This window comes from Psychrobacillus sp. NEAU-3TGS, assembly GCF_029955155.1.
Classification (GTDB): Bacteria; Bacillota; Bacilli; order Bacillales_A; family Planococcaceae; genus Psychrobacillus.
The window spans coordinates 889,545-915,997 of the sequence record NZ_JAPNOZ010000012.1 but is presented as its reverse complement, the minus strand read 5'-3'; the positions used below and the strand labels follow the sequence as shown (position 1 = coordinate 915,997).

The following is a 26,453-nucleotide window of genomic DNA, read 5'->3' as shown; positions in this document are numbered from 1 at the left end:
TTCTCCGGTAGAGGGAAGGGAGCAGAATGTATGGGAAAAGTATTTGATCCTTCTTTGATTTTGGAGTTTATTCCAACATTAGTTAAATATCTTGGTGTAACATTAGAGATTTTAGTAGCATCTATTTTCTTAGGAACAATTATTGGTATAGCAGCAGCGATACCAAAGTTGTTCCATATTCCAATAGTAAAACAACTAGTAACGATTTATATATCGTTTATTAGAGGAACACCGATTATCATTCAGTTATTTTTAGTTTTTTACGGGCTACCTGCTGTATTATCCATTATAAATATTGATATTTCTAGAATGGACGCACTATACTTTGTGATCATCACCTACTCATTGAGCAATGGCGCTATATTTGCAGAGATTTTCCGAGGAGCGATTTCTGCTGTAGAGTTTGGGCAAACGGAAGCGGCCTATTCGATTGGAATGACCCCATTTCAAAACTTTACACGTATTGTATTCCCACAGGCCATTCGAGTAGCTTTTCCGAATATCGCTAATACAGTCATCGGTTCATTGAAAGATACTTCATTGGCCTTTACGATTGGAGTGATGGATATGATGGGAAGAGGAGAAACAATCATCGCTGCAACTGCCCATGCTTTAGAGGTTTATATCGCACTATCTGTCGTGTATTATGTGGTTGTGTTAATACTAGAAAAAGGATTTAAAGTATTTGAAAAGTATGCAAATCGATATCGGGGAACAGATACTTCAGTTGCTTGATGGTGTGGGAGGTATGTATTCATGGTAATTGATATTCCGTTTATTTGGGTGGCATTTAAAGAAATTGCGAAAGCTATTCCACTAACATTAATGCTAGCCATTATTCCGGTAGTAATAGGTTTTTTTATAGGTTTGGTAGTTACATTAATAAGGGAGTACAAAGTGAAAGGGTTATATTCGATTGCTAATGGATATGTATCTTTTTTCCGAGGAACACCAGCGATTATGCATATTATGCTTATATACTTTGGTATTCCAATGGTGCTAGATAGTATTATTAACTCTTTAAACCTACCATATGAAACAAACAAAATTCCAATTTACTTGTACGTAATATTTGCACTATCTCTTACGGCAGGGGCGTATTTATCGGAAATTATTCGCTCGGGTATTTCCAGTGTTGCAAAAGGTCAAATGGAAGCAGCATACTCCATTGGTATGAGTACTCCTCAAGCTATGGGGCGTATTTTACTACCACAGGCTTTAGCTATGTCGATTCCAAACTTTACTAATCTCTCGGTAGGGTTTTTACATACTACTTCCATTGCCTTTCTTGTTTCTCAAAAAGAGTTAACCGGAATGGCTAATATCGTTGCATCGTCTAATTTAAAGTTTTTAGAATCATTTATAGCTGCTGGATTAATCTATTGGGGCATCTCGATCATTATGGAAGGTATTTATTATTTGATCGAAAAGAGAGTACAGCAATATAGTAAGGGTGGGGTAGCTTAACCCAGGATTGTAAACAAACAGATGGAGGTTTTGCTATGACAAGTGTGATAACAATTGATGTAGTGCAGGAAACAGAAAAAGAAGCAGTTGGCCGTTTACTAGTAGAAAGCTATTCACAATACAAGGATTCATATGCAAACATACAAGATTGGCTAAATTATGCGTATGATTTGACTTCTTCTGTAAATAATCCGAAAGTAGAAAAAATTTTAGTTGCTAAAGATGGGGAAGAAATTTTGGGGACACTACAGTTATTTACTAACTCAGAAACGGCTTATAACAAACCTGATTTAGAAATAGACTCGCCTATCATTCGTATGCTAGCTGTTAGCCCGGCGGCAAGAGGGAAGGGTATTGCACAAGCATTGATGAAAGAGAGCATCAAATATGCACGCGGAATTGGTGCTAATCATATCTATTTACATACAAGCGATAAAATGTCTAAAGCAATCCGTTTATATGAATATCTCGGTTTTAAACGAGACAGATCGAAAGAGTATAATAAATTGAATTTTGTAGTGAAATGCTATCGATTGGACATTTAGTTTTTAGAGTCTCATTTTAGGAGGAATTGTATGGCAAGTGTAATTACGATTGATAGATTGAAGGAAGCCGACAAAGAGGCGGTAGTGGAATTGCTAGTAGAAAGTTATGGACAATATGAAAGTGATTTTAGTACAGCTGTTTGGCACGTGTATTTGGAAAGTATTAAACGTTCACTAGATAATCCTTCTATAGATCGAGTATTGGTCGCAAAAAGCGAAGGGGAATTCTTAGGGACATTGCAATTATTCACGAACTCAGAAGCAGCTTATCAAAGACCGGAGCTTGGAATAGTAGATCCAATTGTAAGGTTGCTTGCGGTTAGTCCAAAAGCAAGAGGGAAAGGAATTGCGAAGGCTTTGTTAAAGGAAAGTGCCAGCTATGCGAAGGAAAAAGGGGCTAGCTATTTATATTTACATTCAGGTGAGAACATGACTCAAGCGATCCGATTGTATGAACATCTTGGATTTAAGCGAGACGAAACCAAAGAATTTCAAAACGCGGATGTGCATGTGAAATGCTTCCGACTAGAATTATGAGGAAAGAAAGGGGCGTATTCCAAATGACCAAAAGTTTTTATTCTGCTGTTCAAAGTAGACGCTCAATATATGGTATTAATGATGAAAAAATAATTTCAGATGAAAGAATCCAAGATATTATAAGTTTAGTAGTAAAGCACACACCTACTGCATTCAATTCCCAAACAGGAAGGGTTGTTGTGCTATTGGGTGATCAGCATATAAAGTTTTGGAAACTAGCATTTAAATCAGTAAAGGAAGGGCTTGCTGAGGAAAAGATTGCTTCTACACAAAGTCGATTCGATGGTTTTGCTAGCGGCTATGGTACAGTGTTGTTCTTTGAAGATTATTCCATTGTCGAATCATTCCAAAAGAAATTTACAAGTGTAGAGGATCACTTTCCTGTTTGGTCTCACCAAGCATCTGGCATGTTACAGTATCTAGTTTGGACGGCACTTGAACAAGAAGGATTTGGAGCGAGTTTACAACACATCTATCCTACACTATCAAAAGAAGTGAAAGAATCTTGGGGGATACAAGAAAAATGGGAACTTATTGCTCAACTACCATTGGCAATCCTATTTCATCCCCGAAAGAAAAACTAATAGAACCGGTTGAACATCGCGTTGTGATTGTAAAGTAAACAAGAATGGGAGTGTATTTAATGGTAAGTGTAAATGTAAATGTAGGATCTGCACAAGATGAATTCAAAAAAGCTTTAGGAAATTATCCGACTGGCGTAACAGTAGTGACCACTTTTGATCAGGCAAATAATCCAGTAGGGTTAACGGTCAATTCATTCGCTTCTGTTTCTCTAGATCCTTTACTTATATTATGGTCCATTGATAAAAAGTCGGGCTCCTATCCTGTATTTATAGAAGCGGAAAAATTTACGGTAAATATTTTGGCTGACGATCAAGCGGATATTTGTAGTTTGTTTGCTTCAAAGGTAGAAAATCGTTTTAGTCAATGCGAGTGGGAGGAATCGGCAAGACATTTGCCTGTGTTGTCTGGATCACTTGCCCAATTGGAATGCAAAACTGCGCAGCAAATTGATGCCGGAGACCACATCATTTTTATTGGGGAAGTTATCCACATTCATAATGAAGATAAAAACCCACTACTTTATCATAAAAGAAATTTCGGAGCAATTCCTGACAACTTTTATAAAAATAAATAATGATGAACTTCTATTAAAAACATCTTGCCGAATGAAAGAAAGGGCAAGATGTTTTTTTTTTGAATTATTCTATAATATTACTTAGTAGAAAGCTTTTTAATCGTCAATGCTGCGTTGACGTTATTTTGGGTGCCTCCCGCGTTTCCCGGTAAGTCGAGATGGCTAGGAGTAGATGTATGATTTCTAAGGGTTAGCTCCGTGTTATCCTCTAATTGGAGGATTTGGATACCTATATTGGGGGCATTTCCGTCCTCTGTACCAAAGGTCGTATTGGTTGCTTCGATTCCGTTAGCAAATAACGTTAACTGATTCGATTGTTTGCCAGTAACGTGGTAGATAATTTCGTATATACCACCATACTTAATTTTAATGTTAGACTCTCCAGCATTATGTGAAATCCCTTGTGTTAAAAGGCCATTTGAATCGAAGGAAATATCCTCTTCCTGATGAATACGTTGTTCACCAATGTTATAAATGTAAGCAAATTCAGCAATTCCACCTGGTGGTCCTTGAGCACCTGTTTTCCCTATAGGACCTTCCAATCCCATAAATCCTCGTGGCCCTCTTTCACCTCGTTCACCAGGAGGTCCTTGGATTCCTCGAGGACCTTCTGGACCCATTGGACCTCTTCTGCCTCTATTAGTATGAACTTTACCACATTTACTACATGGCTGATTATTATCCAATTAATTTCACCTCCCCTATTGATTAACTTATTCATAAAAGAATAGGGGAATTGGACTTTCGACAGTAGTTTTTGGGTATATTACATTTCCGCAGGGGCTTTTATACCGAGTAGTCTTAATGATTCTTCTAATACAATTACAACAGATTGAACGAGCCCGATGCGATACGATAAATGCTTGGTATCGGTCATGATTTGCACATTACCATAAAAAGAATTAAAGGATTGTGCCAAATGCACTGCATATTTTGCCAGTAAGGATGGATCGTATTCATCTGTAGCTCGTAAAATAACCGATGGGAACTGCTGGAGGGACTTAATGACTTCCCACTCGTAATCATTTACATCCGTTATTTCAAAAGTGTTTGGAGCAGATGCTTTTCTTAAAATGGAACACGCTCTTGCATAGGTGTATTGAACATAAGGTCCAGTTTCACCTTCTGTTTGTAGCATTTTCTTTAAATCAAATTCGATATCATGCTTTCGGTGTTGTTTTAAATCACTGAAAATGACGGCACCGACCCCTACTGCTTTTGCCACTTCTTTTTTATTGATTAATGAAGGGTTTTTTTCTTCGATTGTTTTTTCAGCCAAGAGAATGGCTTCACTCAACACTTCTTCTAATAGAATAATCTTTCCTTTGCGCGTCGATAATTTTTTTCCGTCCTTTAGGATTAGACCAAAAGGGATATGTCGAATAGCATCTGACCATGGATATCCCATTTTGTTTAATACAATTTTTAGCTGTGCGAAGTGTAAGCTTTGTTCATTCCTACTACGTACAATGACTTGACGAAGTTATAAGTATGCTTCCGGTGAATAGCAGCAGTAATATCCCTTGTCGCATATAAAGTAGCGCCATCGGATTTCTTGATAAGGCATGGGGGTAAATGTTCTCCAACATCTACTACTAGTGCACCATCTGATTCGACTAAGAGATTCTTTTCAAGTAGCTCTTCAACAATAGGTTCCATTTTATCATTGTAATAAGCTTCCCCTTGGAAAGAATCAAATGATACACCAAGTAAGTCATATATTTTTTGAAATTCTTTCAATGATTCGGTACGAAACCAATCCCAAAGTGCTAATGCTTCTGTATCACCATCTTCTAACGATTTAAATGCTGCTCTTCCTTTGTCGTTTAAGGAGTCATCTATTTTAGCTTCTTCATGAAAGCGAACATAAAGAGCCAATAGCGTTTCGATCGGAGCTTCTTGTACTTTCTTTTCACTTCCCCATAATCGATAAGCTACTAACAGCTTCCCAAATTGGGTACCCCAATCGCCAAGATGATTGATTTTAACAGGTTGATAGCCACTTTTTTCATGTAATAACGCAATGGAATTTCCGATCACTGTAGATCTTAAATGCCCCATAGAAAATGGTTTTGCAATATTAGGGGAGGACATATCAATTGAGACAATTCCTCCAGCACCTATATTGGAAGATCCATATTGTTTTCCTTGATTGAGAATGTTGGTTAATATCGAATGACCAAATGTCACTCTTTTTATGAATATATTTACATACCCATTTACTGTTTCGATTTTTTCGATGCTTTCATCCTGAATATTCGCCGCAAGCTCCTGCGCAATCAGGATAGGAGATTGTCTAAGCTTTTTAGCTAAAGGAAAACAAGGCAATGCATAGTCCCCTAAATGAGCATATACAGGGATTTCAATCATACTGTCATCAATTGTTTCTGTTGTAAAACGTTGAAGAATGCTTACTATTTCTTTTTTCAATTGAATTCCTCCTAAACTAAAAAAAGCCTTCATCTCATCATAATAATGAGACGAAAGCATAACTTCCGCGGTACCACTCAATTTGCCTATTTTGGCCACTTTCTCTATAACGGTGAGTCTCCGGCTTTTCTAAAAAGCATCTCCAAAGTGCGGTTCACAACTCTTCTTAACTAGGCTTTCACCATCCCTAGCTCGCTACTTAATCGGAAATTGTTACTCTCTTTTTCTCAGATATTGTATTTAAAATTACCAAAGGAAAGAAGAAAAGTCAAATTGTTTTGAAAAAAAGCATTAGGGTATAGTTTCACTTAGAAGGGAAAAGCTAACCATGATAAAAATGAAAAGAGGGTACTTATGGATTCTAATATTTCATATGGGGATGATTATAAATTTATTCCAGCAACATCGATTGCAAGCGGAATAGGGATAGAAGTTCTGCCGGATATCTATTGTCATACAGTACAAATCGTCAATATTTGTTTAGTCGGAAAGCCTGATTCTAATGAGTTTGTGCTGGTAGATGCAGGTATGCCACACTCTGCAAATGATATTATTTCTGCAGTTGAGAAACGTTTTGGAACAGGTAGTAAACCAAGTGCTATCATTTTAACTCACGGACATTTTGATCATGTAGGTGGCATCATTGAGTTAGTGAACAAGTGGGAAGTTCCAGTTTATGCACATTCATTAGAGTTGCCTTTCTTAACGGGAAAAGAAAGTTATCCTAAGCCAGACCCTACTGTAGAAGGTGGTATGGTAGCTAAAATGTCCCCTATGTTTCCTATTGATCCAATAAATTTAGGCAATAACATAAAAGAGTTGCCTTCGGATGGAACCATACCACATATGCCAGATTTTAGATGGATTCATACCCCTGGTCATTCCCCAGGACATGTCTCTTTTTATAGAGAAAAAGATGGACTATTAATAGCTGGTGATGCGTTTGTAACGGTGAAACAAGAATACTTATATAAAGTGCTAACACAGGAGCAGGAAATTAGTGGTCCACCGAGATACCTTACTACCGATTGGGTGGCAGCTAGAGAGTCGGTGGAAAAATTAGCAGAATTAAATCCAAAAATTGCGGTTACTGGTCATGGATTACCGATGTCAGGTGATTTGTTAACGAGTAACCTACGACTATTGGTAACAGATTTTGAAAAAATCGCTATGCCTGATTACGGAAAATATATAGATGGACACAATCAGTAAAAAATAATCAAAAAACGTTTAGAGGGTGTGAGGAAATCACACCAGCTAAACGTTTTTAAGTATGTGGATATAAAAATACAGTCATAAAAAACAGAATATTATGATTATTTATTTATGTATTGAATATTCTATCGGTTTAGTGCATTATATTCTTATCGGTTTTGTAGGGATTAAATTATCTGAATAAAAATTTAGGGTAAATAAAGCTACCAACGATAAAACATATTGCAAGGAGGATAATCATGCAATCTATTAAGAGAAATAAATGGATGACGGCAATTGTAGGAATACTATTAATAATAGGATTAGCAGCATGCTCTAATAATGAGGCTAATACAAGTAAAACGGGTAATGAAGAAGAGGATGCAGGAGAACCAGTAGTAAGTGAAACGCTAAAAGTTGCGTATGCATCAGATCCGGATACACTCGATTGGAGTTATACTGGAGCATCACCAACAAGAGACGTAGCATGGCATATTTTCGAGATGCTATTTGCATTGGATAACGATTTTGCTATCCAACCAATGTTAGCAGAGGGCTATGAGGTGAATGAAGACAGAACGCTTTATACGATAAAAGTACGTGAAGGTGTTAAATTCCACGATGGTTCAGTACTTACTGCAGAAGATGTAGTTGCTTCTATTGAACGTTGGGGGAAAATATCGTCAGTTGGTAAAACAACGTTTACTCACATCGAGTCGGTTACTGCTACTTCAGAAAATGAAGTCCAAGTAAAGCTTATAGAACCATACAACTCTTTACTAGCAGATTTTGCTGCACCAAAATCTGCACTTATCATTATTCCAGCTAAAGTTGCGGAAGCGGCTGGTGAGCAACCCTTGAAACCAGAGCATTTAATAGGAACTGGTCCATACGCATTTGAGAAGTGGGATAGAGGTCAAGAAATCGTTGTGAAAAAATTTGCTGATTACTCAGCACGTGAAGAGGAAGACTGGGGCGGATTAACAGGCAAGAAAACCGCTTATTTCAATGAAATTAAATTTATGATTGTTAAAGATCCACAAGTAATACTAAACGGATTGAAAACTGGTTTGTATGATTATGGCCAATCCATTCCTACAGATTTAAATGAGGTAGTTGCAAGTACACCGAATGTTGATCCTGTAACTTATATGAATGGCTATTCGACCATTACACCAGATAAATCAGAAGCTCCTTTTAACGATATTAAAGTACGCCAAGCTTTAAATCATGCTTTAGATAAAAAAGTTATTGCAGAAGCAACATATGGCTCTGAAGAGTTTTATCAATTAGATGGCGCGCTTTTCGTTCCTGAACAAGTAGAACTATATTCAGATAAAGGTTCGGATGACTACTTGGCATATGACAAAGAGCTTGCGAAAAAACTGTTAGAGGAATCGAGCTACAATGGAGAAACATTAAAAGTAGTGTATTCTAGCAACTCGGAAGAATACAATAAAATCGCACAAGTGGCTAAACAGCAACTAGAAGAGGTTGGTTTCAAAGTAGAACTTATTTCTTATGAATGGGCAACGTATCTTGAAAAATGGGGAGATCCTGCAAACTGGGATTTAGTAGTTATCGGATGGTCTACTCGTTTCTCTCCAAACGAATTAGGGATGCTTGTACCAAATATACAAAGTAGTGGTTGGTATGAGAGTCCACGTTGGTCTGACTTAATTGTTCAGTGGGGAGAAGCTGAGACAGGAGAACAACAAAAAGAAATCCTTACCGAAATGAACCAAACTGTCAACGATGAGCTTCCATTTATTAAAATTGCGAATCTAACTACACTAGATATTAAAACAAATAAAATTAAAAACTATGAAAACTGGTTAGGTCAACGATTCTGGAATACTTGGAAAGCTGAATAGTTTAGTTGAAGGATAAGCTTGTTGGGTACTATTTCTGACAAGCTTTCCTTTATTGCTTTTATATAAAAAGTTGCTTGTGAGGTGAGAGGGAATTGCTACAATACACGATTAGAAGATTGTTTTCATTAATACCAGTAATGTTCATCGTGAGTATTATTGTGTTTATGATTATTCATTTGACACCAGGAAATCCAGCCCATCTTATTTTAGGGGAAGATGCTTCAGAAGAAAGTATTAAGCAACTGGAAGAGCAATTAGGATTGGATCAACCAGTAGTTATGCAATATGTTAACTGGGTTAAGGATATTGTGACAGGTGACTTTGGTCAATCTGTTTATTCGTCTGAACCTGTGTTAGATATTATTATAGGACGTCTTGGTCCAACTTTTAGTATTACGATTGTATCTATAATTATGATCTTAGTAATCTCGATTCCAATCGCTATAGCCGCTGTTTGGAAACGAAATACATTAATAGATCCATTATTTATATCTATCTCTCTTCTAGGGGTTTCTATTCCAGAGTTTTGGTTTGCGATGCTATTAGTACTTGGGTTTGCGGTTTCTATTCCGTTGTTCCCTGTAGCAGGTTATATCCCGATGGCAGACGGAATTTTTCAGTGGTTGTATCATTTGATATTACCTTCGTTCGTCCTGGCTGCTGTTGAGATTGGTTTAGTGGCAAGGATGCTTAGAGACGGTATGCTTGAATCGGTAAACCAGGATTATATTAGAACTGCTCGTGCAAAAGGCGTGAAAGAAAGTATCGTGTTAATGAAACATGTTTTTTCCAATGCACTCATTCCGACGACAACGGTAATTGGCGCAATGGTCGCGGGCTTACTTGGAGGTACAGTTATCATTGAAACGATGTTTACAATACCAGGAATGGGCCAATTATTAGTCGATTCTATTTATAGACGAGATTATCCAATAATTCAAGGCGTTATCTTATTTATCGCGGTTGTATATGTAATAGTTAACTTGTTAGTGGATCTACTATATACATTTTTGGATCCGAGAATTCGGTATGATTAATGTCTGAAAAATTGGAAAGGGGGATTATTAAATGCTGAAGCGGAAAAGAAATTTATTGTCAATTGGCATACTTCTTCTAATAACGATTGCAACAATTACTGCATCATTATGGAGTCAGACATCTCCTTCTTTTATCGATCCGACTCTGCGTTTACTTAGCCCGTCGAGTGAACATTGGTTTGGTACCGATCACTTTGGTAGGGATATATTTATCCGAACTATATATGCCGCAAGAGTTTCTTTGATCGTCGGAGCGGTCGTGGCAGTAGTAGCGACATTTTTGGGAACGGTCACAGGTTTAATAGCAGGTTATTATAAAAAAGCGGATTCAATCATAATGCGAATTGTGGATGGCATGTTAGCCTTTCCAGCGTTAATACTTGCATTGGCATTAGTTGCTGCCCTTGGAGGTTCGGTTGCGAATATTATTATTGCATTAGGATTTGCATTTTGGCCAATTATGACGAGAATTGTACGTGCTGCCGTACTTCAAGTGAAAAATGTTCAATATATCGAAGCTGCTAAAACTACAGGAGCAAGTGATTTTGTGATTTTGACAACTTATATACTGCCGAATATATTATCCCCAATTATAGTGCAGGGGACGTTTACCTTTGCAAGAGCCATACTTGCTGAAGCGGCGCTTAGTTTCTTAGGTATCGGAGTAAATCCGACTACGCCGACATGGGGTAATATGCTTCAAGAAGCACAAATTTACATTTCGATGGCACCTTGGTTTTCTATATTCCCTGGGCTTGGAATTGTCCTTACAGTTTTAGCGTTGAATATGCTTGGGGATGGAATAAGAGATGCGTTTGATCCACATGCAAAAAAACAATTGAAAAAAAGAAAGAAAGTTAGCCAGCAGAAATATGCGTAATCATACTTTACGTACTTGAGGAGTGGAGAAAGTATGCTTGAGGTGAAAAATTTAAAAGCTTATATAGATACACCAGCAGGTATTGTAAAAGCAGTCGATGATGTATCGTTCTCTTTAAAAGCTGGAGAAACGATAGGGATTGTTGGTGAATCAGGGAGTGGAAAAAGTGTTTTAGCTCTATCTTTAATGCAACTAAATCCTTCTCCTCCTACATTTTATCCACAAGGTGAAATTTTGTTGGAAGGAAAGAATTTACTCCATTTAAAAGAGAAAGAGTTGCGTAACCTAAGAGGGAATGACATTGCGATGATCTTTCAAGACCCAATGTCTAGTTTAAATCCTATTTTTAAAATAGGCACTCAGCTAATGGAAGCTATTCGAACACATCAGAATATTAATCGTGCTGAAGCAAAAAAGAAAGCGATTGAGTTATTAAAGGATGTAGGAATTTCAGATCCAGAACGTCGCATGAATGACTATCCACATCAGCTTTCCGGTGGTATGAGACAGCGTGTAATGATCGCGATTGCTTTAGCAGGAAAACCGAAGATTCTAATTGCGGACGAACCAACAACAGCGTTGGATGTGACAATCCAAGCTCAAATTTTAGATTTAATGAAAGACATTCAAAAAAAATACGGTACTGCTATTATCATAATTACCCATGACCTAGGGGTAGTAGCCCAATTAGCAGACAAAATAGTAGTTATGTATTCTGGAAGAATTGTAGAAGAAGGAAAAACAGAGGATATTTTTTATCATACGGCAATGCCCTATACATGGTCATTACTGCGTTCAATGCCAAGAATTGATACGAGTTCACGCGAACGCTTAATACCTATTCAAGGCCAGCCTCCAAATCTAGTGTCACCGCCTAAAGGATGTAACTTTAATCCGAGATGTCCATTTGCTACTGCAGACTGTTTAAAGATAGATCCGAGCTTAACAGAAAGAGGAGCAGGGCATTATGCCGCTTGTATTTTATCTGAAAAAACGTTTGAAGAAGGTAAGCTACAACTAGAGAATTTTGAAACGAAAGGAGTTCCTCTATAATGTCACAAGAATTGCTTCGGATTCAAGATTTGGAAATGCATTTCCCGATAAAAGAGGGAGTGCTCCAAAAAACAACTGGTTATGTAAAGGCAGTAAACGGAGTTAGTTTATCGGTCAATAAAGGAGAAACGCTGGGCATTGTTGGGGAATCAGGATGTGGAAAAAGTACATTAGCAAAAACTATTTTAGGATTATTAAAACCTACCTCTGGAGATATTTTTTACGAAGGAGAAAGTATTTTAAACTACAATGCAAAGCAAATGCATGAACTTCGACGTAATATACAAATGGTATTCCAAGATCCTTTTTCTAGTTTAAACCCAAGAATGCAAGTAGGGGACATAATTGCAGCTCCTTTAAAAGTATATAAGACAACCAAAAATGTGAAACACCGTGTACAAGAACTAATGGAACTTGTTGGATTAAAACCAGAGTATTATCATCGACTTCCACATGAATTTTCGGGCGGTCAAAGACAGCGAATTGGAATCGCTCGTGCAATTGCGCTTGAACCAAAATTGATAGTGTGTGACGAGCCGGTTAGTGCACTTGATGTATCTGTCCAAGCTCAAGTGATAAACTTGCTGGAAGATCTACAAAAAGAATTAGGATTAACCTATATATTTATCGCGCATGATTTATCTGTTATAAAACATATGGCAGATCGAGTAGGGGTTATGTATTTAGGGAAAGTGATGGAGTTGTCCAATAATGAGTCGTTCTATCAAAATGCACAACATCCGTACACGAATGCATTATTATCAGCAATCCCATTGCCTGATCCAGTGAAAGAAAAAGAACGTGAGCGAATTGTATTAAAAGGAGATTTACCTTCTCCAGCTAATCCTCCTTCTGGTTGCGTATTTCATACAAGATGCCCAAGGGCACAAGATTACTGTAAAAAGAATGTTCCATTATTAGAAACGAAAGAGGATGGAACGGCGCACACTGTAGCATGTTTTTTCCCAATTGAGCATGCGGAACAGATACAAAAATAAAAGACTCTATTTGAAGGGGATCACCTTTTCAAATAGAGTTTTTGTGGTTTAGGAAGTAATAAATTTACTAGTTTTTAGAAGAGTATAGGGAAACTGCGATGTAATGAATTGAATGAAGAGTCAGCTAAGATTTCCGCTACAGGGCGTACGCTTTCCGCCGGCTTGGCTTCAGCCGCTTCCTTCGCTACGCTCAGTCCAGGGTCTTCAGCTCAAGCTATTCCGGCTGGAGTCGACGCCCTTCGCTCCAATCTATGCAGGATAACGCTATCTAAAAGTCGTAACTGTTTAACAAATGAAACTTCTTCAGTGGTTTTCTAACTATTAAATCCCAATAAATGATGTAACACGCCAATACATGCTGGGAACGTGACCAAAGCCGAGCAAGCGGAAGCTTTTTGAAAAGTAATCTTAGTTAATGCTCTATTATTATTGCCGTCTCAATCCCAGTTAACTTGTTTTAGGGGAAATTGGTTGCTCTCTAGAGTAATCTGGTTGCTTTCGACAGCTGTTTGGTTGTTTATTGGATTTGCCTGGTCGAAAACTGTTTATGATTTTCTTTAGTAAGTCAATCATAAATAACCAGTGAATCAGAATCCTTTTATAGCTCTAGTAACTGCTGAGCTAAATTAGCAAGGAGTCTCCATTGATTGAAGCGGAAGGAGGCGACTCCTGCGGGGATCAAGCGGGACAGGTGAGACCCCGCAGTGGAGCGACAGCGACCGAGGAGGCTCACCGCCCGCCCCGCGGAAAGCGTCCTCCTGAAGCGAAAATCCTAGTAGTCACCTAATAAAATTTCTTACGTCGCAGTTTCTTTATTATGTGCGACATCCCAAATTATTTCTTCTTCCCATTTACCATCTCGAGGGCAGATAGAGTCGCTTTTACTTTTTTCTTAAACGAGTTGTATATTAACTATTTTCTTGGAAGAGTCGATATCAGTGTCAGTTTGCTCTTCAATAATCCAGTTAATAGATAGGAGTTGTTGCAGGGCAGAAAGTTGGTGTGTTTCTATTTCTAAACGCTGAATCCCTGTATCGGATATTTCATAGTCTTTTTCAGCAGCTTTATCGAACTTCATTTGTAAAAGATTTTTGAGACCGTTCATTGTTAAAAATTTCACCGTATATCCATCTTGAAGGACCGATTTAAAGATATCATTATCTTGCTCGTATAAGTTTATTAGATTATTAAAATCAAACTTTCTATTTATTTGCTTCAAATCGCTAATATTCTTTTTCTCCAATAAGGCAACCATTTCTTCATTAGATAATCCATTACTGCGTAAGGTTTCAATCATATAAGCATCCATCAGTGATATTTTGTTATTTTCCATTTCTAAACCTCCATTATAATAGCTAAATTCTTATCTTAATTATAACAGAATTCAAATAGGGAAATTGAATGGATAATTAGTACCTTAGAGTAATGATGGGCTAGTCTTAACAATTCTTCTTGAATGTATTAAGACTAGATTATACAAAAAATAAGTGGATCTGTTACATCAGAAAACCCCTTTAACAAGAGATGCCTGTTCCTTCTAGAAATAAAATGCTCAGCCTTGAAAAAAACGGCTGAGCATTTGTACTATATTTATATAAATTTGACTTTAAATGGTCGAACTATATTTTAGTGAATGGCTCTCTAGAGGTTTTTTCATCTTATCCTGTATAAATAATGCGGCGGAATGAAGCTTTTCTGAGTTTATATTGGTTTGTATTCCCATGCTAGTTAACATATAGTTTAAATCATCCGTCGCCAAATTACCTGACGCACCGGGAGCATAAGGGCAACCGCCGAGTCCTCCTAAGGAACTGTCGAATTTCGTAATACCCATCTCTAAAGATGCCAATACATTTGCCATTGCGGTTCCTCGAGTATTATGAAAATGCATAGCAATTTTATCGGCTGGATAGCGTTTAAGTAACTCTTCTAATACTAAGTTCACTTGTGAGGGATTAGCAACTCCAATAGTATCACCCAAAGATAACTCCTCAATGCCCATTTCAAAGAGGGAATCAGACAACCGAATTATCTCTTCCAATTCTACATTTCCTTCATAAGGGCAGCCGAATACAGTTGATATATAACCTCTTACTGTTTTGTTATTTGCAATGCTTTCACGTACCACTTCTGATAAGACTACTTCCGTTTCTCGGATTGTTTTGTTAATGTTTTTCTTGTTGTGCGTTTCACTTGCCGAGATGAAAACAGACACTTCATCAATTTGACTTTCTAAAGCACGGGATAGTCCTTTTATATTGGGAACAAGAGCTGCATAAGTCACTTCATCAAATTTCTTTATTTGCTTAGCTACAAGCTCTGCATCTGACAATGCTGGAATCCATGCAGGATTTACAAAAGAAGTTACTTCTATATAGTTCAGGCCAGACGCTGAAAGTAGATTTATCCATTCTATTTTGTCTTCTGTTTGGATAAATTTGCTTTCATTTTGTAATCCATCTCTAGGCCCTACTTCTCTAATATGCACTTTCTTAGGGAAACTGTGTGTCGCCATTTTGTAAAACTCCTTTCAGCTACATACCGAATAATGTCATCATAATCCAAGTAGAAGCGTAGAAAATCATAAATTGAACGCCTGCACCTATACCAAGAATTCGATTTAATAGACCTCCAACGGCAGCCACTGTGAATGTCAATACAATTCCTACAAGCTGTGCTTCATGGAAAGCAAGTAGACAAGCAAGTCCTATGAACATTGCTACAATAGCTTCTTGACTCACTAATTTCATCACTAGAACGGAAGCTTTTCTTGCATAGTTCATAGAAAACGGATAAGCAATTAGTGAAGCGATAACTAACCCGATAATACCGTAAAGGAAAAAATCCCATGACGTGAGGTACGTATGTAGATTATTAATAGGGTCTACAGAGAAAACCGGTGGTGCGTTAAATAATGGAGAACCTGGTCCTAATGCTACAGGACTCAATGGAATCCCAAATGCAATTAGTGGAATAATTACTTCTGCAATATAAGTAGATTCTGTTACACCATTCATTACTGCTAAACTAGTAGTAGACTTCTTATACGTTCCTTTCGTTCGAGAACCTACGATTTCACCCATAAGAGATGTCATGCCAACAGGACTGAAAACAAAAGTCAGAGATGAAATAAAAGTAGTGATAGAAGTGAAAATCTGCTGTCTACCAGTTAGTATTTTTAATGGATTTGGAAAGTATCCTTTCCATGACTTTGTTTCAGGGGCTAAATGATATTCTTTAGGCTTATTCCGTTCAATTGTTTTTCTGGCATTTGAAGAAGTGGCAAATAATAAATCACAAAATATAGGACCAATTGCGATTCCTAGAAAGAAGCTGATGGATAAATGTTTATCCAATATACTAAAGCTCATTAAGTCTAAACTTTTTATAAAGAATGCAAAAGGTATGATCATTAAAACACTTACCCATTTACCTTTAGAGAAGAAAGCTATTAATATAGCGGCAAGTGTAAAAATTATTCCGGTAGAGGATTTGAAAAAGTCAGCGAATTGCCCCAGGAACTGTCCTAATAATACGGCTGTTGGCAAAGCGATAAAAGCACCGATAATTCCTCCGGATATCATCTTTCGAAGTGCAATATGGGGCATCCCCATTCTTCGGAGTGTAGTTGCATGATCTATAAGTGGAACCGCTGTTGTATCTCCCGGAATACCCATTAACGCAGTTGGAACGGCATGTGTTAAATGTTTTGCAAGAACGGCAGCCATGAAAAATGAAAATACAGCTGCTGGAGGAGCACCTAATAGGATCACTAATAAAGTGAGTGGCACCATAATTGCTGTCTCATCTGTACCGGAAATAAGTCCTATTAAAGAGAAAACGATTGCTCCAATTAAAGCAAATAAAATTGCAGTGACAAGTAAACTCATTTTTTATGCTCACCTCCAAGTGCTCTAAAACTATTTAATACTCCTAACTCCTCTAATTCTTTCTTAGTGATAGGATCGTTCTCGATTAGTTTTAATTCTTCCACAGGGTCCAATTGTAAATCTTCAAAAACCTGTTTCATACTTTCAGATGATGTTTCCTCTTCAATTAATACTCTTTTTGGTTTGAAAATAATGGAACTGATAACTAGGGATAGCACACTTCCTAATATGCCTAGAAGTAACGAATAGGAGGCTACCATATTATCACTGGCAAAGGAGGGGAATAGGCGTAAACCAATATTATAGCCTCCCAAACTTACACTAACACTTAAAAGGATTGCTAGTAGTAAATGGTTTGGTAATATAGTATCTCCTAGTATTTCTAAGTATGTTCTATTCTCTTTTTTATTATGGTTCAAATCAGTTTTGGATGTTTCATGATTTTGTGACATCTTATTCACCTCTTTGAATTGATTGAGTTATCTCTAAAATGCGGTCATATCTAAGATCTTTTTCTTTTACAGCTTGTGCCACGATTCTGTCTATATCTGACTTATTTGCCCCAGCCATTACTGCCAAGTTTCTTGCATGTAGTGACATATGACCTCTTTGGATACCTTCTGCAGATAGGGCGCGTAAAGCAGCAGCATTTTGTGCCAAACCTGCAGCAGCTATGCAACCTGCAAGTTCTTCAGCGGAACTGACTTTCATAATTTTAAGAGCGGCTTGTGCAACTGGGTGTGTTTTTGTGGCACCACCGACAATACCAACTGCCATAGGAAGTTCAATAGTTCCTGATAAGTTACCATCAGCATTAATCTCCCATTTAGTTAAAGATTTATAGTGGCCAGAAATAGAAGCATATGCATGAGCTCCAGCCTCTACAGCACGTGTGTCATTTCCAGTTGCTAATACTACAGCGGAAATCCCATTCATAATTCCCTTGTTATGAGTGGCAGCACGGTAAGGATCGAAGTCTGCAAATTCGAAAGCGCTTACAATGTTTTCAACTATTTCTTTTCCTCCTAGGGCTTCGCTTGAAAATACAGCTCTTGCTCGAACTAATCGACGATCTGCAAGATTTGAAATGATACGAAGTACTACTTTACCACCAGTAATTGTTTCAATAGTTGGTGTCACTGCTTCTGCCATCGTATTGACTGCGTTCGCTCCCATCGCGTCTTTTGTATCAACTATAAGATGAATTACTAGCATAATCTGATTAGTGGTAGGGATAATATGGATTTCTAAGTCTTTCGCTCCTCCACCTAAAGACACTAATGTAGGGTCTTTTTCATTACAATAGTTTAAAATTTCTTCTTTATGTTCAAAAATCTTTGCTCTTGCTGCATATGGATCCGCAATATTTAGTACTTGGATTTGTCCACGCATAATTGTTCCACTCATGGAAGTATAAAAACCACCAAGTTCATAAGCTGCTTTTGCTGCATTACTAGCTGCTGCGACAACGGAAGGTTCTTCAGTCGCCATAGGAATGAAAATATCTTTTCCATTTATCTTGAAATTAGTGGCAACTCCTACTGGTATACCAATTTGCCCTATTACATTTTCAATCATCGAATCTGCTAATTCCATAGATAACGGATATTCACCAGATAAAAAGTTTATTTCATTTTCAGTTAAATCGCACCCCTTTGTAACGATTTCAAATCTTTCTTTTGTAGATAGGCGATAAAAGCCTGGAATTCTTGAATTAGACATAAGGAACACCCCTTCTTTTTGTGTAGTAGTATTCAACAAAGTTGAATACTACTACACAAAGGTACAATAATAATTATTGAATGTAAATACTTAATATATATTTTATTCTGAAAAAATTCATTAGTAATGATATTAAAAAAGAAGGGGATTTGGTGAGAAGTCTACAAATAGCGAATTGATACTAGAAGACTCTTGCTGATTTTATTTGTCTTTTCGACTATAAAAATCAGCATGATAGTTATCAAAGTGCGTTTCCTTGAATGAATAAAGTTAAAACCTTTGCCTCGGTATTTTTATCGGCCGAAAGAAAAATATGGGGGATATTCCCCTCGAAATATGCACTATCTCCTTGTTCTAAAAAATGTAATTCACCATCATAATATAAATTTATAGATCCAGATAGAATATAAATAAATTCATCTTCTATATGTGTAAATGGCTCAACTAAATCTGCTTCGGGCAGTACAGTAACTACTACAGGCTCTATTTTGCTAAACTGATTACGGTTTGCGAGCGCTTCATATGTGTAGCCAATTTCTTTATTTCCAAGTCTTAGCTTTTTTTCATTGTTTTTTACGATGGATAATTTGCTTTGATTATTTGCCTCTAAAAACCAAGACAATGGTGCATTTAATTCCTGAGCAATTTTCGAAAGTGTCGCAACTGCTGGAGCAGCTTGCCCATTTTCAATTTTTGAGATATGGCTCTTTGTTAAATTACATTTTTCAGCCAATTCTTGTTGCGTAAAAGATTGATTTAATCTCGCTTCTTTAACTTTTTTCCCGATATGATGAAGATAAATTTTACTCTCCCCCTATGTACGTCTAAAATTTTGTTCTCTTTGATGAAATTGTTTCAGTTATTAAACAAATAATACTATTTTTTTTATAGAGAGTTAAGGGATTTAAATAATTTTCTCATGTTACCTGGATGAAATTATATTTTTTAAAAGGATCAACATAAAAAAAGAGTTTGATAAACAAACTCCAAAAAAATCTAGAACCGAATTTCTATTTGTTTAGTTTCCATATGGCGTAATTAAGACCGAGTGCAAAAGCAACCCATCCAATATACGGCACCATAAGTGCTCCGGCAGTGTTGTCTACTTTTTGAAACTCATATGCAGTTAAAGCTATTGCGGCAAGCATAGCAGTCATTTCCATCAATGCAGTCCCTCGAAGACCCCAACGAAAAAATAAGAATGACCATAAAAAGTTGAGACCCAACTGTAATTCATATAAGGGGATTGCAGGTGTATTTTCTTTTGTGTGTTTAACTTTTTCAGCCGCTCGATATTTTGCTATACCCATTATCGTATAAAGGGATGTCCATACGATTGGAAAGATAGGGGCTGGAGGAGCAAAGGAAGGTTGTTTAAGTTTTTTATATTTACTTTGTGCATTTCTATTTGCTAACCATCCTGTAACAGATCCACCTACAACAGGGACAAGAATACTAAGTGCTAATCGTTTTTTATTGAGACGTCCGTCTACTTTTAAAAATTCCATTTTACTTACCTCCCGATATTTAATACTCCTACTATTCCCTATTTCACAAAGGAAAACCAAAAGTTATTTATGATATCTATTTTTAACCTGCATTAACGGGCAGTAAGACTCCCACTTCAAGATGTAAGGAAAGCGTAAAGATAAGTGGGAGATCAACTGCTGGCATGCGCCCAATGAAATGATTCCAGACTAAGTACGCAACATCGTGTTGCTCCTGCGTAAAGTTCGTCGCAAAATAAAAGAGCGTTTGCAACGTCTGTGTGACCCACATCGTGTGGGACACAACTAACAATCAGTGGGGGTGACGGGAACTAAAAGCGCAACGGCACCACTAGCACGTCCTGTGCGTCGAAAAACCGCCACTGATTGAAGTTTCACTTTATGGAATTATCAGAAATGGTAGAATGGAATAAATACTAATATATGGGGGATCTCATGAGATTAAAAATTCTACATACAAATGATGTGCATAGCAATTTCGATAACTTTGCAAAGGTTGCAACACTTATCAAACAACATAAAGATGGAGAGACAATCTTGTTGGAAGGCGGCGATTTTGCCGATTTTAAAAGCATTGAGCTACAAGGTACAAGAGGAATTGCAGCAATTGAGCTACTAGAAAGTTTAGGCTATGATGCGCTCACTATTGGAAATAATGAAATGTTCAATGGGGTAGATACGCTTGAACATATGGCGAGTAGTAGTTCTTTTCCGTTCATCAGTAACAATTTATTCAAAAAAGACAAGACTGAGATTAATGGTGTAAACAAGAGTGTCGTTCTTGAGAAAAACGGTATTCGTATTCTAATTACTGGTTCATCCCCTAATATGGGGGTTTTTAATGAAGGGCTAGGAATTTATATGACCGATTATAAAGAAGCCATTATAGAAGAAATAAAAAGAAATGCAGGGAACTATGATATTTGTATCCTATTAAGCCATGTGGGGACATTTGCAGATGAGCCACTTGCGATGGAAATACCGGAAATCGATATTATTATTTCTGCGCATGACCATAAACTTTTTGCTGAAGCCAAAGTGGTAAATAATACGATTATGAATAGTGCAGGGAATTATGGCGAGCATTTAGGGATGCTTGAGCTGGAATTTAAGGAAGGGAAAGTGAAACTGGTTAATTCCTCCACTATTTCTTCACTAGATGTAGAAAGAGATGAACAGATTTTATCCCTCTTGAAAACAAATAAAGAAAAAGCAATAGAGGCATTGAGTAAACCACTTTATAAGCTTCCTCAAGCTCTATGGCATGATGTACTGGAAGAAAATCCAATGACGAACTTAATAGCAGAGGGCTTAAAGGATATGCTTAAGTGTGATATCGGGCTTATTAACAGTGGTATTTGTAATGCAGGGATTTTTCATGAAATGACAAGGAAAAAACTAATTGAAATTTGTCCTTCTCCATTAAACCCAACCTCTTTCGAAATTCAAGGAAAGTATATAAAAGAGGCACTGGAACAATCTTTGGATGCGCAAATTTGCCTAGCGGATGGACGGGGACCGGGTTTTAGAGGGAAATTTGCTGGTAGATTGCACATAGCTGGAGCGGAAATAGTGCATGATGGTAAGAAGGTGCATAATATCTATGTGAACGAAATACCGCTTGAGGATGAAATGTGGTATACAGTGGCTAGCTCCGATTTTTTACAGCGTGGTTCTATATATGAAAGCCTCGCAAACAACCGAAACGAAAAATATCTTGCCGAAGAAATTAAAGATGTCATTCGTTTATATGCCAATAAAAATGATTTTGTCGAGAAAGCATATACAAATAGATGGAAAGAAACAGCTGAAGCGGAGGTACTACTTTGAAACAAAACGAACCAAAGAAAATAAGGCAAAGAGGCGTAGTAATTGGACGTCTACCTGTCGGTGAAAAAAATTGTATTACCGATGTAGCGGATGTAAAAGTGGGACATGTAACACTAGACTATTCTCTGGGGGAAGGAGAATACGCTTGTACAGGAGTGACTGCTATTTTGCCGCACGGTGGTAATTTGTTTCAACAGAAAGTAGTTGGGGCAAGTTATGTATTGAATGGGTTTGGCAAAACGACGGGCCTTGTGCAAGTAGATGAACTAGGTCTTATTGAATCTCCTATTATGCTTACAAACACATTTGCTGTTCCAGCAGTTACACAAGGGACGTTGGAATATATGTTAGTAGGAAATCCAGAGATTGGGGACACAACGGGAACGATCAACTTGGTTGTCGGAGAATGTAATGATAGCAGGTTGAATTCCATTCGTAAATTACCAATCGAGCCGAAGCATGCGATAGAATCCATACAAAAAGCTTCAACAAATGTTGCTATTGAAGGTGCAGTAGGCGCTGGTAAGGGAATGATTTGTTTTGGTTACAAAGGTGGTATTGGTTCCTCCTCCCGTCTTGTTGGAGACTATACAATCGGTTGTTTAGTGCTTAGTAATTTTGGAAGAAAAGAAGAGTTTCAAAGTGATTACTATAGAGTGAAAGAAACGAGCTCTGTCCCGACATTTCCGAAACTAGCTGATGGTTCTATTATGATTGTTTTGGCAACAGATGCACCACTTAGCAGTAGACAGCTAAAGAGAGTCGCAAAAAGATGTGGTATTGGTCTTGGAAGAACTGGTAGTCATTTTAGTAATGGCAGTGGGGATGTAGTAATTGCATTTTCCACAGCAAATAAAGTCGCACACTTTACCGAGGAACGCGTAGTAACTAGTGTTCAATTGAGAGATGATCATGCAATTATGAATGATCTATTTCAAGGAGCTGTGGAAGTGACGGAAGAAGCGATATTGAATTCATTATCCCAGGCAGTTACTACAGAAGGACGCATGGGAAATATTGCATATAGTTATCCTTTCCAATGAGTGTGTTTTAAACAATCTATCCGATAATATGAAGATAAGAAAAGGCTGCTATTGAGCAGCCTTTCATCATTAACAGGGAAAATTGACATATTATTAGCTAGCAAAGGCTATTTAAGATGCGGAGGGAGAAGTTAGACTGATATATTATCACTTTATCCACAGTAAGTCTCCTAAAGTTAGTCATCAATCAACTCTTTCCCACTTATTCTCAAATTGTATTTTTTTAACCGACGAATAACATAGGATTGAGATACACCAAGTTTTGTGGCTGTTTTCCATGTGCTGTTCGTGTCGTTATAGGTTTTAATGAGAATGCTTTTTTCAATCTGTTCTAGATAGCGTGGTAAACTCATTTCTTCTACGTTTTGAAGAAACATTTGCCCAGACTGCTGAAGGGGGAAGTCGCTTGGTAAATCATCGTTATCAATTTGTGGTCCAGCTGATGTAATCACTAATCGCTCCATTAAATTTTCAAGCTCTCGAATATTTCCTTCCCAACTGTAATTATATAGGGTATCCATTAAATTTTTAGACAAAGTATGTTGGTGGCCATACTTTTGATTGAATTTTTTTAAATAGAAATTCAAAAGCGGAATAATATCTTCTCTTCTTTCACGTAGAGGAGGAATTTTCATCGGAAGGATATTTAAACGATAAAATAAGTCCTTTCGAAATGTTCCTTCATCCACACGTTCCTTTAAATTTACATTGGTGGCTGCAATAATTCGAACATCCGCTTGTTGGACTTGGTTATCCCCAATCATCCGATAAGTTTTGTTTTGCAAAAATTGTAGAAGCTTCGATTGGAGTGGAAGTGGGAATTCCCCAATTTCGTCTAAAAACAAAGTTCCCTGATCAGCTGCTGCGATTAACCCAAGTTTTCCATTTGCATTGGCCCCTGTAAATGATCCTTTTTTGTAGCCAAATAATTCAGATTCGAGGAGTGATTCTGGGATTGCGGCACAGTCTAGATGAATAAATGGTTTATCATTTCGACTGCTCCGTTGGTGAATTCGATAGGCATAGGCTGTTTTCCCAACCCCTGTTTCTCCGTTTAAAAGAACCGTTGTATCGACATCGGCAATTTTTTGAGACCAAACAGAAATAGATTGGGCAGCTTTACTTTTTCCTACATAGAAATCTTCATCCTGTTCATTTTTTTGCAAGATTAGTTCGCGAATTTGCTGTTTATATAGTTGTAAAATAGATTCCACTTTTTCTAATTCATTCGATTGATTAATCGTTTGTGATAATTGTCTTGCATGCGTAACGACATATTGTATCTCTTGATTTTCATCTAGAATATAGTCCCCGGAAACTAGCAATTGAACATTATTGTGAGTAATTTGAGTGGTGCTTATAAACTGTTTTTGTTCGATGACAAGCCTTGCGATAGAAGGTGAAAATAAACCTTCTTTTTCCATCTTAAATACGTTTTGGCCAATTAGTTTACCGACTGAAAAATTTTCTTCAGCAGCTTGATTCACCAACAATACATTCCCGTTTTTTTCGATAAGCCAAATGGGATCTTTTAATGTATTAAGAATCTTTAATAGTAATTGACCATCAAATTGTTGTAAGACCTTTGTTGTCAAAGTGTTTCCCCCATCCGTAAGTAAATTCAGCATGCCAGAAAGATTTTGAATATTGAGTATTTGATTCTTAATCGACTCATTTTAAACGCTAATATAAGAAAATATAGCATATTACAAGGCGTATTTATATATATTTCGCCATAGAATGAATCTATTTAGAATCAACGAATTAAATGAGAATCTCAATTTAAGGGGAGTTTTTTTAGAAAGTAATGATTTATCAGCATTTCTAAAGTTGGCACACTTCTTGCATATATTTAAAAATGTATGCAAAAAGGGATATAAGGGGAGAGCACCATGAAACATTTACTTAGTAAAACTGTAAAAGACATCAAAATTTCTGCCATCCGAGAAATCGGAAACATAGTGGCAAATGATCCTGCGATTATAAACTTTACAATTGGACAACCGGATTTTGTCACACCGGATTCTATTTTAGAAGCAGGAAAACATGCGATTGAAGCACGTAAAACCGGTTATACCCATAATGCAGGTGTGCTTGAACTTAGACAAGCTGCGTCTGACTTTGTGAAAAGACGTTATCAATTAAACTATAGCCCAGAAGATGAAATATTAATTACAATGGGAGCTAGTGAAGCATTGGATATTGCTTTTCGTACAATCTTAGAGCCGGGAGATGAAGTCATTTTACCTGCACCTGTTTATCCAGGTTATGAACCATTGATTCGTATGTGCTATGCAACACCTGTGTTTGTAGATACTCGTAAGAATAATTGTAAAATCTCAGCAAAATTAATTGAAGAAAATCTAACTGAAAAAACAAAATGCGTTGTATTACCGTATCCATCGAATCCTACAGGAACTATTTTGAACGCAGAAGAGTTAGAAGAGATTGCAAATCTATTAAGAGGGAAAGATATTTTTATTGTTTCAGATGAAATATACAGTGAACTAACTTATGGATTGAAACATATTTCAATCGCTTCATTCCCCGAAATGAAAGAGCAATGCATAGTTATCAATGGTTTGTCGAAGTCCCACGCTATGACAGGTTGGAGAATTGGCTACACATTAGCCCCGGCTTATATAACAGACGAAATGTTTAAAGTGCATGCATATAACTGTGTCTGCGCAAGTTCAGTCAGTCAATATGCTGCCATTGAAGCGTTAAAACATGATTTAACAGAAGTGGAAGAAATGAGAAAAGCATATAAAAACCGTCGTAATTATGCTTATCAATGTATTACGGATATGGGTTTAGAAGCGGTTAAACCTGATGGTGCGTTTTATTTATTTGTTTCGATTGAAAAGACGGGTTTAAGTTCAAATGAATTTATCAATCGACTTGTCGTTGAAGAGAAAGTAGCCGTCATTCCTGGATATGGCTTTTCTGAATATGGCGAAGGGTATATCCGTATTTCGTATGCATGCTCAAGAGAGAATCTGGAAGAAGGTATGAAGCGCATGAAACGGTTTGTGCAAAATTTATCTAAAGTAGAGGAGGTTATTTAATTTGAAACCATTATATTTTTTGGCGTTTATTCCGGTTGTGGCATTCCTTGTTGGTGTACCTTTAACGAATCGGATTGAACCTTATGTATTAGGGCTGCCTTTTTCAATGTTTTGGATAGTATTATGGGTTATTTTAAGTTCTTTAACTTTACTTATATTGTATAAGTTTGATCAACATGAAGAAGAGGTGTCAGAATGAATATTTCATTGACGATTAT

The 26,453-nt window shown here is 37.1% G+C and carries 25 protein-coding genes, 3 pseudogenes and 1 other annotated feature; of the genes and pseudogenes, 16 read left to right on the top strand and 12 right to left on the bottom strand.

The window, feature by feature from the left end; all coding sequences use genetic code 11:
• The first annotated feature begins 30 nt into the window (after positions 1-30).
• The 6 genes and pseudogenes from OR571_RS20930 to OR571_RS20905 all read left to right on the top strand — a co-directional run bounded on the left by OR571_RS20930 (position 31) and on the right by OR571_RS20905 (position 3,708).
• A complete protein-coding gene (locus tag OR571_RS20930) occupies positions 31-735 on the top strand; it encodes an amino acid ABC transporter permease (RefSeq protein ID WP_282245732.1) in 705 nt (234 codons plus the stop codon).
• Positions 736-756: 21 nt separating this feature from the next.
• Positions 757-1,467, top strand: coding sequence for an amino acid ABC transporter permease (locus tag OR571_RS20925; RefSeq protein ID WP_282245730.1), 711 nt, complete (start codon positions 757-759; stop codon positions 1,465-1,467).
• A gap of 35 nt (positions 1,468-1,502) precedes the next feature.
• The gene (locus tag OR571_RS20920; RefSeq protein WP_282245728.1) at positions 1,503-2,012 is read left to right on the top strand and encodes a GNAT family N-acetyltransferase; all 510 of its coding nucleotides are present in this window, start codon (positions 1,503-1,505) and stop codon (positions 2,010-2,012) included.
• Between the two features lie 30 nt (positions 2,013-2,042).
• The gene (locus OR571_RS20915; RefSeq protein WP_282245726.1) at positions 2,043-2,549 is read left to right on the top strand and encodes a GNAT family N-acetyltransferase; all 507 of its coding nucleotides are present in this window, start codon (positions 2,043-2,045) and stop codon (positions 2,547-2,549) included.
• Between the two features lie 23 nt (positions 2,550-2,572).
• A pseudogene (locus OR571_RS20910) lies at positions 2,573-3,171 on the top strand (nitroreductase family protein).
• Positions 3,172-3,192: 21 nt separating this feature from the next.
• Positions 3,193-3,708 carry a flavin reductase family protein gene (locus tag OR571_RS20905; RefSeq protein ID WP_282245724.1) on the top strand — a complete coding sequence of 172 codons (516 nt, stop codon included), beginning with the start codon at positions 3,193-3,195 and terminating at the stop codon, positions 3,706-3,708.
• Positions 3,709-3,785: 77 nt separating this feature from the next.
• Here the strand turns inward: OR571_RS20905 and OR571_RS20900 are convergent, their stop codons facing one another.
• The 3 genes and pseudogenes from OR571_RS20900 to OR571_RS23025 form a co-directional block, all read right to left on the bottom strand.
• Positions 3,786-4,394 carry a collagen-like triple helix repeat-containing protein gene (locus OR571_RS20900; protein WP_282245722.1) on the bottom strand — a complete coding sequence of 203 codons (609 nt, stop codon included), beginning with the start codon at positions 4,392-4,394 and terminating at the stop codon, positions 3,786-3,788.
• An 80-nt stretch (positions 4,395-4,474) separates the two neighbouring features.
• Positions 4,475-5,898, bottom strand: a pseudogene (gene argS, locus OR571_RS20890) (arginine--tRNA ligase).
• A gap of 66 nt (positions 5,899-5,964) precedes the next feature.
• Positions 5,965-6,171, bottom strand: a pseudogene (locus tag OR571_RS23025) (hypothetical protein); the annotation flags it as partial.
• 10 nt (positions 6,172-6,181) lie between these two features.
• Positions 6,182-6,376, bottom strand: a binding site (T-box leader).
• A 116-nt stretch (positions 6,377-6,492) separates the two neighbouring features.
• Between OR571_RS23025 and OR571_RS20885 the strand changes: the two are divergent.
• The 6 genes from OR571_RS20885 to OR571_RS20860 all read left to right on the top strand — a co-directional run bounded on the left by OR571_RS20885 (position 6,493) and on the right by OR571_RS20860 (position 13,174).
• On the top strand, positions 6,493-7,350 hold the full coding sequence (locus OR571_RS20885; RefSeq protein ID WP_282245720.1) for an MBL fold metallo-hydrolase: 858 nt from the start codon (positions 6,493-6,495) through the stop codon (positions 7,348-7,350).
• A 242-nt stretch (positions 7,351-7,592) separates the two neighbouring features.
• Positions 7,593-9,206 carry an ABC transporter substrate-binding protein gene (locus OR571_RS20880; RefSeq protein WP_282245718.1) on the top strand — a complete coding sequence of 538 codons (1,614 nt, stop codon included), beginning with the start codon at positions 7,593-7,595 and terminating at the stop codon, positions 9,204-9,206.
• A gap of 92 nt (positions 9,207-9,298) precedes the next feature.
• Complete coding sequence (locus OR571_RS20875) at positions 9,299-10,243, top strand: ABC transporter permease (protein ID WP_282245716.1); 945 nt, start codon at positions 9,299-9,301, stop codon at positions 10,241-10,243.
• A 31-nt stretch (positions 10,244-10,274) separates the two neighbouring features.
• Entirely contained in the window at positions 10,275-11,123 is an 849-nt protein-coding gene (locus OR571_RS20870) for an ABC transporter permease (RefSeq protein WP_282245714.1), read from the top strand.
• 33 nt (positions 11,124-11,156) lie between these two features.
• Positions 11,157-12,176 carry an ABC transporter ATP-binding protein gene (locus OR571_RS20865; protein ID WP_282245712.1) on the top strand — a complete coding sequence of 340 codons (1,020 nt, stop codon included), beginning with the start codon at positions 11,157-11,159 and terminating at the stop codon, positions 12,174-12,176.
• Positions 12,176-13,174 carry an ABC transporter ATP-binding protein gene (locus tag OR571_RS20860; protein WP_282245710.1) on the top strand — a complete coding sequence of 333 codons (999 nt, stop codon included), beginning with the start codon at positions 12,176-12,178 and terminating at the stop codon, positions 13,172-13,174. The genes OR571_RS20865 and OR571_RS20860 overlap by 1 nt, the downstream gene beginning before the upstream one ends.
• An 892-nt stretch (positions 13,175-14,066) precedes the next feature.
• Here the strand turns inward: OR571_RS20860 and OR571_RS20855 are convergent.
• The 8 genes from OR571_RS20855 to OR571_RS20820 all read right to left on the bottom strand — a co-directional run bounded on the left by OR571_RS20855 (position 14,067) and on the right by OR571_RS20820 (position 20,586).
• Positions 14,067-14,507, bottom strand: a complete 441-nt coding sequence (locus OR571_RS20855) for a hypothetical protein (RefSeq protein WP_282245708.1) — start codon at positions 14,505-14,507, stop codon at positions 14,067-14,069.
• A 273-nt stretch (positions 14,508-14,780) separates the two neighbouring features.
• Positions 14,781-15,689 (bottom strand): hydroxymethylglutaryl-CoA lyase, encoded by a 909-nt coding sequence (locus OR571_RS20850; RefSeq protein WP_282245706.1) that lies wholly within the window; start codon positions 15,687-15,689, stop codon positions 14,781-14,783.
• A gap of 19 nt (positions 15,690-15,708) precedes the next feature.
• The gene (locus OR571_RS20845; RefSeq protein ID WP_282245704.1) at positions 15,709-17,064 is read right to left on the bottom strand and encodes a tripartite tricarboxylate transporter permease; all 1,356 of its coding nucleotides are present in this window, start codon (positions 17,062-17,064) and stop codon (positions 15,709-15,711) included.
• Positions 17,061-17,516, bottom strand: coding sequence for a hypothetical protein (locus OR571_RS20840; RefSeq protein ID WP_282245702.1), 456 nt, complete (start codon positions 17,514-17,516; stop codon positions 17,061-17,063). The genes OR571_RS20845 and OR571_RS20840 overlap by 4 nt, the downstream gene beginning before the upstream one ends.
• A 1-nt stretch (position 17,517) precedes the next feature.
• Entirely contained in the window at positions 17,518-18,786 is a 1,269-nt protein-coding gene (locus tag OR571_RS20835; protein ID WP_282245700.1) for a hydroxymethylglutaryl-CoA reductase, degradative, read from the bottom strand.
• Positions 18,787-19,027: 241 nt separating this feature from the next.
• Entirely contained in the window at positions 19,028-19,573 is a 546-nt protein-coding gene (locus tag OR571_RS20830; protein WP_282246324.1) for a helix-turn-helix domain-containing protein, read from the bottom strand.
• Between the two features lie 223 nt (positions 19,574-19,796).
• Positions 19,797-20,294: a TspO/MBR family protein gene (locus tag OR571_RS20825; RefSeq protein ID WP_282245698.1), complete on the bottom strand. Its 498-nt coding sequence runs from the start codon at positions 20,292-20,294 to the stop codon at positions 19,797-19,799.
• An 82-nt stretch (positions 20,295-20,376) separates the two neighbouring features.
• A complete protein-coding gene (locus tag OR571_RS20820) occupies positions 20,377-20,586 on the bottom strand; it encodes a hypothetical protein (RefSeq protein WP_282245696.1) in 210 nt (69 codons plus the stop codon).
• Positions 20,587-20,729: 143 nt separating this feature from the next.
• Between OR571_RS20820 and OR571_RS20815 the strand changes: the two genes are divergently transcribed.
• Together OR571_RS20815 and OR571_RS20810 are read left to right on the top strand one after the other, a co-directional pair.
• Complete coding sequence (locus tag OR571_RS20815) at positions 20,730-22,124, top strand: bifunctional metallophosphatase/5'-nucleotidase (protein WP_282245694.1); 1,395 nt, start codon at positions 20,730-20,732, stop codon at positions 22,122-22,124.
• The gene (locus OR571_RS20810) at positions 22,121-23,167 is read left to right on the top strand and encodes a DmpA family aminopeptidase (RefSeq protein ID WP_282245692.1); all 1,047 of its coding nucleotides are present in this window, start codon (positions 22,121-22,123) and stop codon (positions 23,165-23,167) included. Before OR571_RS20815 ends, OR571_RS20810 begins: the two co-directional genes overlap by 4 nt.
• A 176-nt stretch (positions 23,168-23,343) precedes the next feature.
• On the opposite strand, the gene OR571_RS20805 is transcribed toward OR571_RS20810, so the two are convergent.
• The gene (locus tag OR571_RS20805; RefSeq protein ID WP_282245691.1) at positions 23,344-24,762 is read right to left on the bottom strand and encodes a sigma-54 interaction domain-containing protein; all 1,419 of its coding nucleotides are present in this window, start codon (positions 24,760-24,762) and stop codon (positions 23,344-23,346) included.
• Between the two features lie 297 nt (positions 24,763-25,059).
• Here OR571_RS20805 and OR571_RS20800 point away from each other — a divergent pair, with 297 nt between their 5' ends.
• Positions 25,060-26,235: an aminotransferase A gene (locus OR571_RS20800; RefSeq protein WP_282245689.1), complete on the top strand. Its 1,176-nt coding sequence runs from the start codon at positions 25,060-25,062 to the stop codon at positions 26,233-26,235.
• Position 26,236: 1 nt separating this feature from the next.
• A complete protein-coding gene (locus tag OR571_RS20795) occupies positions 26,237-26,434 on the top strand; it encodes a DUF3311 domain-containing protein (RefSeq protein WP_282245687.1) in 198 nt (65 codons plus the stop codon).
• Positions 26,435-26,453: the final 19 nt, after the last annotated feature.

Excerpts from the sequence above, each read along its gene's own strand:
- OR571_RS20865 (WP_282245712.1), top strand. The coding sequence starts at position 11,157 with ATGCTTGAGGTGAAAAATTTAAAAGCTTATATAGATACACCAGCAGGT.
- OR571_RS20825 (WP_282245698.1), bottom strand. The coding sequence starts at position 20,294 with ATGGAATTTTTAAAAGTAGACGGACGTCTCAATAAAAAACGATTAGCA.
- OR571_RS20840 (WP_282245702.1), bottom strand. The coding sequence starts at position 17,516 with ATGTCACAAAATCATGAAACATCCAAAACTGATTTGAACCATAATAAA.
- OR571_RS20800 (WP_282245689.1), top strand. The coding sequence starts at position 25,060 with ATGAAACATTTACTTAGTAAAACTGTAAAAGACATCAAAATTTCTGCC.
- OR571_RS20850 (WP_282245706.1), bottom strand. The coding sequence starts at position 15,689 with ATGGCGACACACAGTTTCCCTAAGAAAGTGCATATTAGAGAAGTAGGG.
- OR571_RS20835 (WP_282245700.1), bottom strand. The coding sequence starts at position 18,786 with ATGTCTAATTCAAGAATTCCAGGCTTTTATCGCCTATCTACAAAAGAA.
- OR571_RS20920 (WP_282245728.1), top strand. The coding sequence starts at position 1,503 with ATGACAAGTGTGATAACAATTGATGTAGTGCAGGAAACAGAAAAAGAA.
- OR571_RS20845 (WP_282245704.1), bottom strand. The coding sequence starts at position 17,064 with ATGAGTTTACTTGTCACTGCAATTTTATTTGCTTTAATTGGAGCAATC.
- OR571_RS20905 (WP_282245724.1), top strand. The coding sequence starts at position 3,193 with ATGGTAAGTGTAAATGTAAATGTAGGATCTGCACAAGATGAATTCAAA.
- OR571_RS20860 (WP_282245710.1), top strand. The coding sequence starts at position 12,176 with ATGTCACAAGAATTGCTTCGGATTCAAGATTTGGAAATGCATTTCCCG.
- OR571_RS20880 (WP_282245718.1), top strand. The coding sequence starts at position 7,593 with ATGCAATCTATTAAGAGAAATAAATGGATGACGGCAATTGTAGGAATA.
- OR571_RS20925 (WP_282245730.1), top strand. The coding sequence starts at position 757 with ATGGTAATTGATATTCCGTTTATTTGGGTGGCATTTAAAGAAATTGCG.
- OR571_RS20855 (WP_282245708.1), bottom strand. The coding sequence starts at position 14,507 with ATGGAAAATAACAAAATATCACTGATGGATGCTTATATGATTGAAACC.
- OR571_RS20815 (WP_282245694.1), top strand. The coding sequence starts at position 20,730 with ATGAGATTAAAAATTCTACATACAAATGATGTGCATAGCAATTTCGAT.
- OR571_RS20915 (WP_282245726.1), top strand. The coding sequence starts at position 2,043 with ATGGCAAGTGTAATTACGATTGATAGATTGAAGGAAGCCGACAAAGAG.
- OR571_RS20930 (WP_282245732.1), top strand. The coding sequence starts at position 31 with ATGGGAAAAGTATTTGATCCTTCTTTGATTTTGGAGTTTATTCCAACA.
- OR571_RS20870 (WP_282245714.1), top strand. The coding sequence starts at position 10,275 with ATGCTGAAGCGGAAAAGAAATTTATTGTCAATTGGCATACTTCTTCTA.
- OR571_RS20885 (WP_282245720.1), top strand. The coding sequence starts at position 6,493 with ATGGATTCTAATATTTCATATGGGGATGATTATAAATTTATTCCAGCA.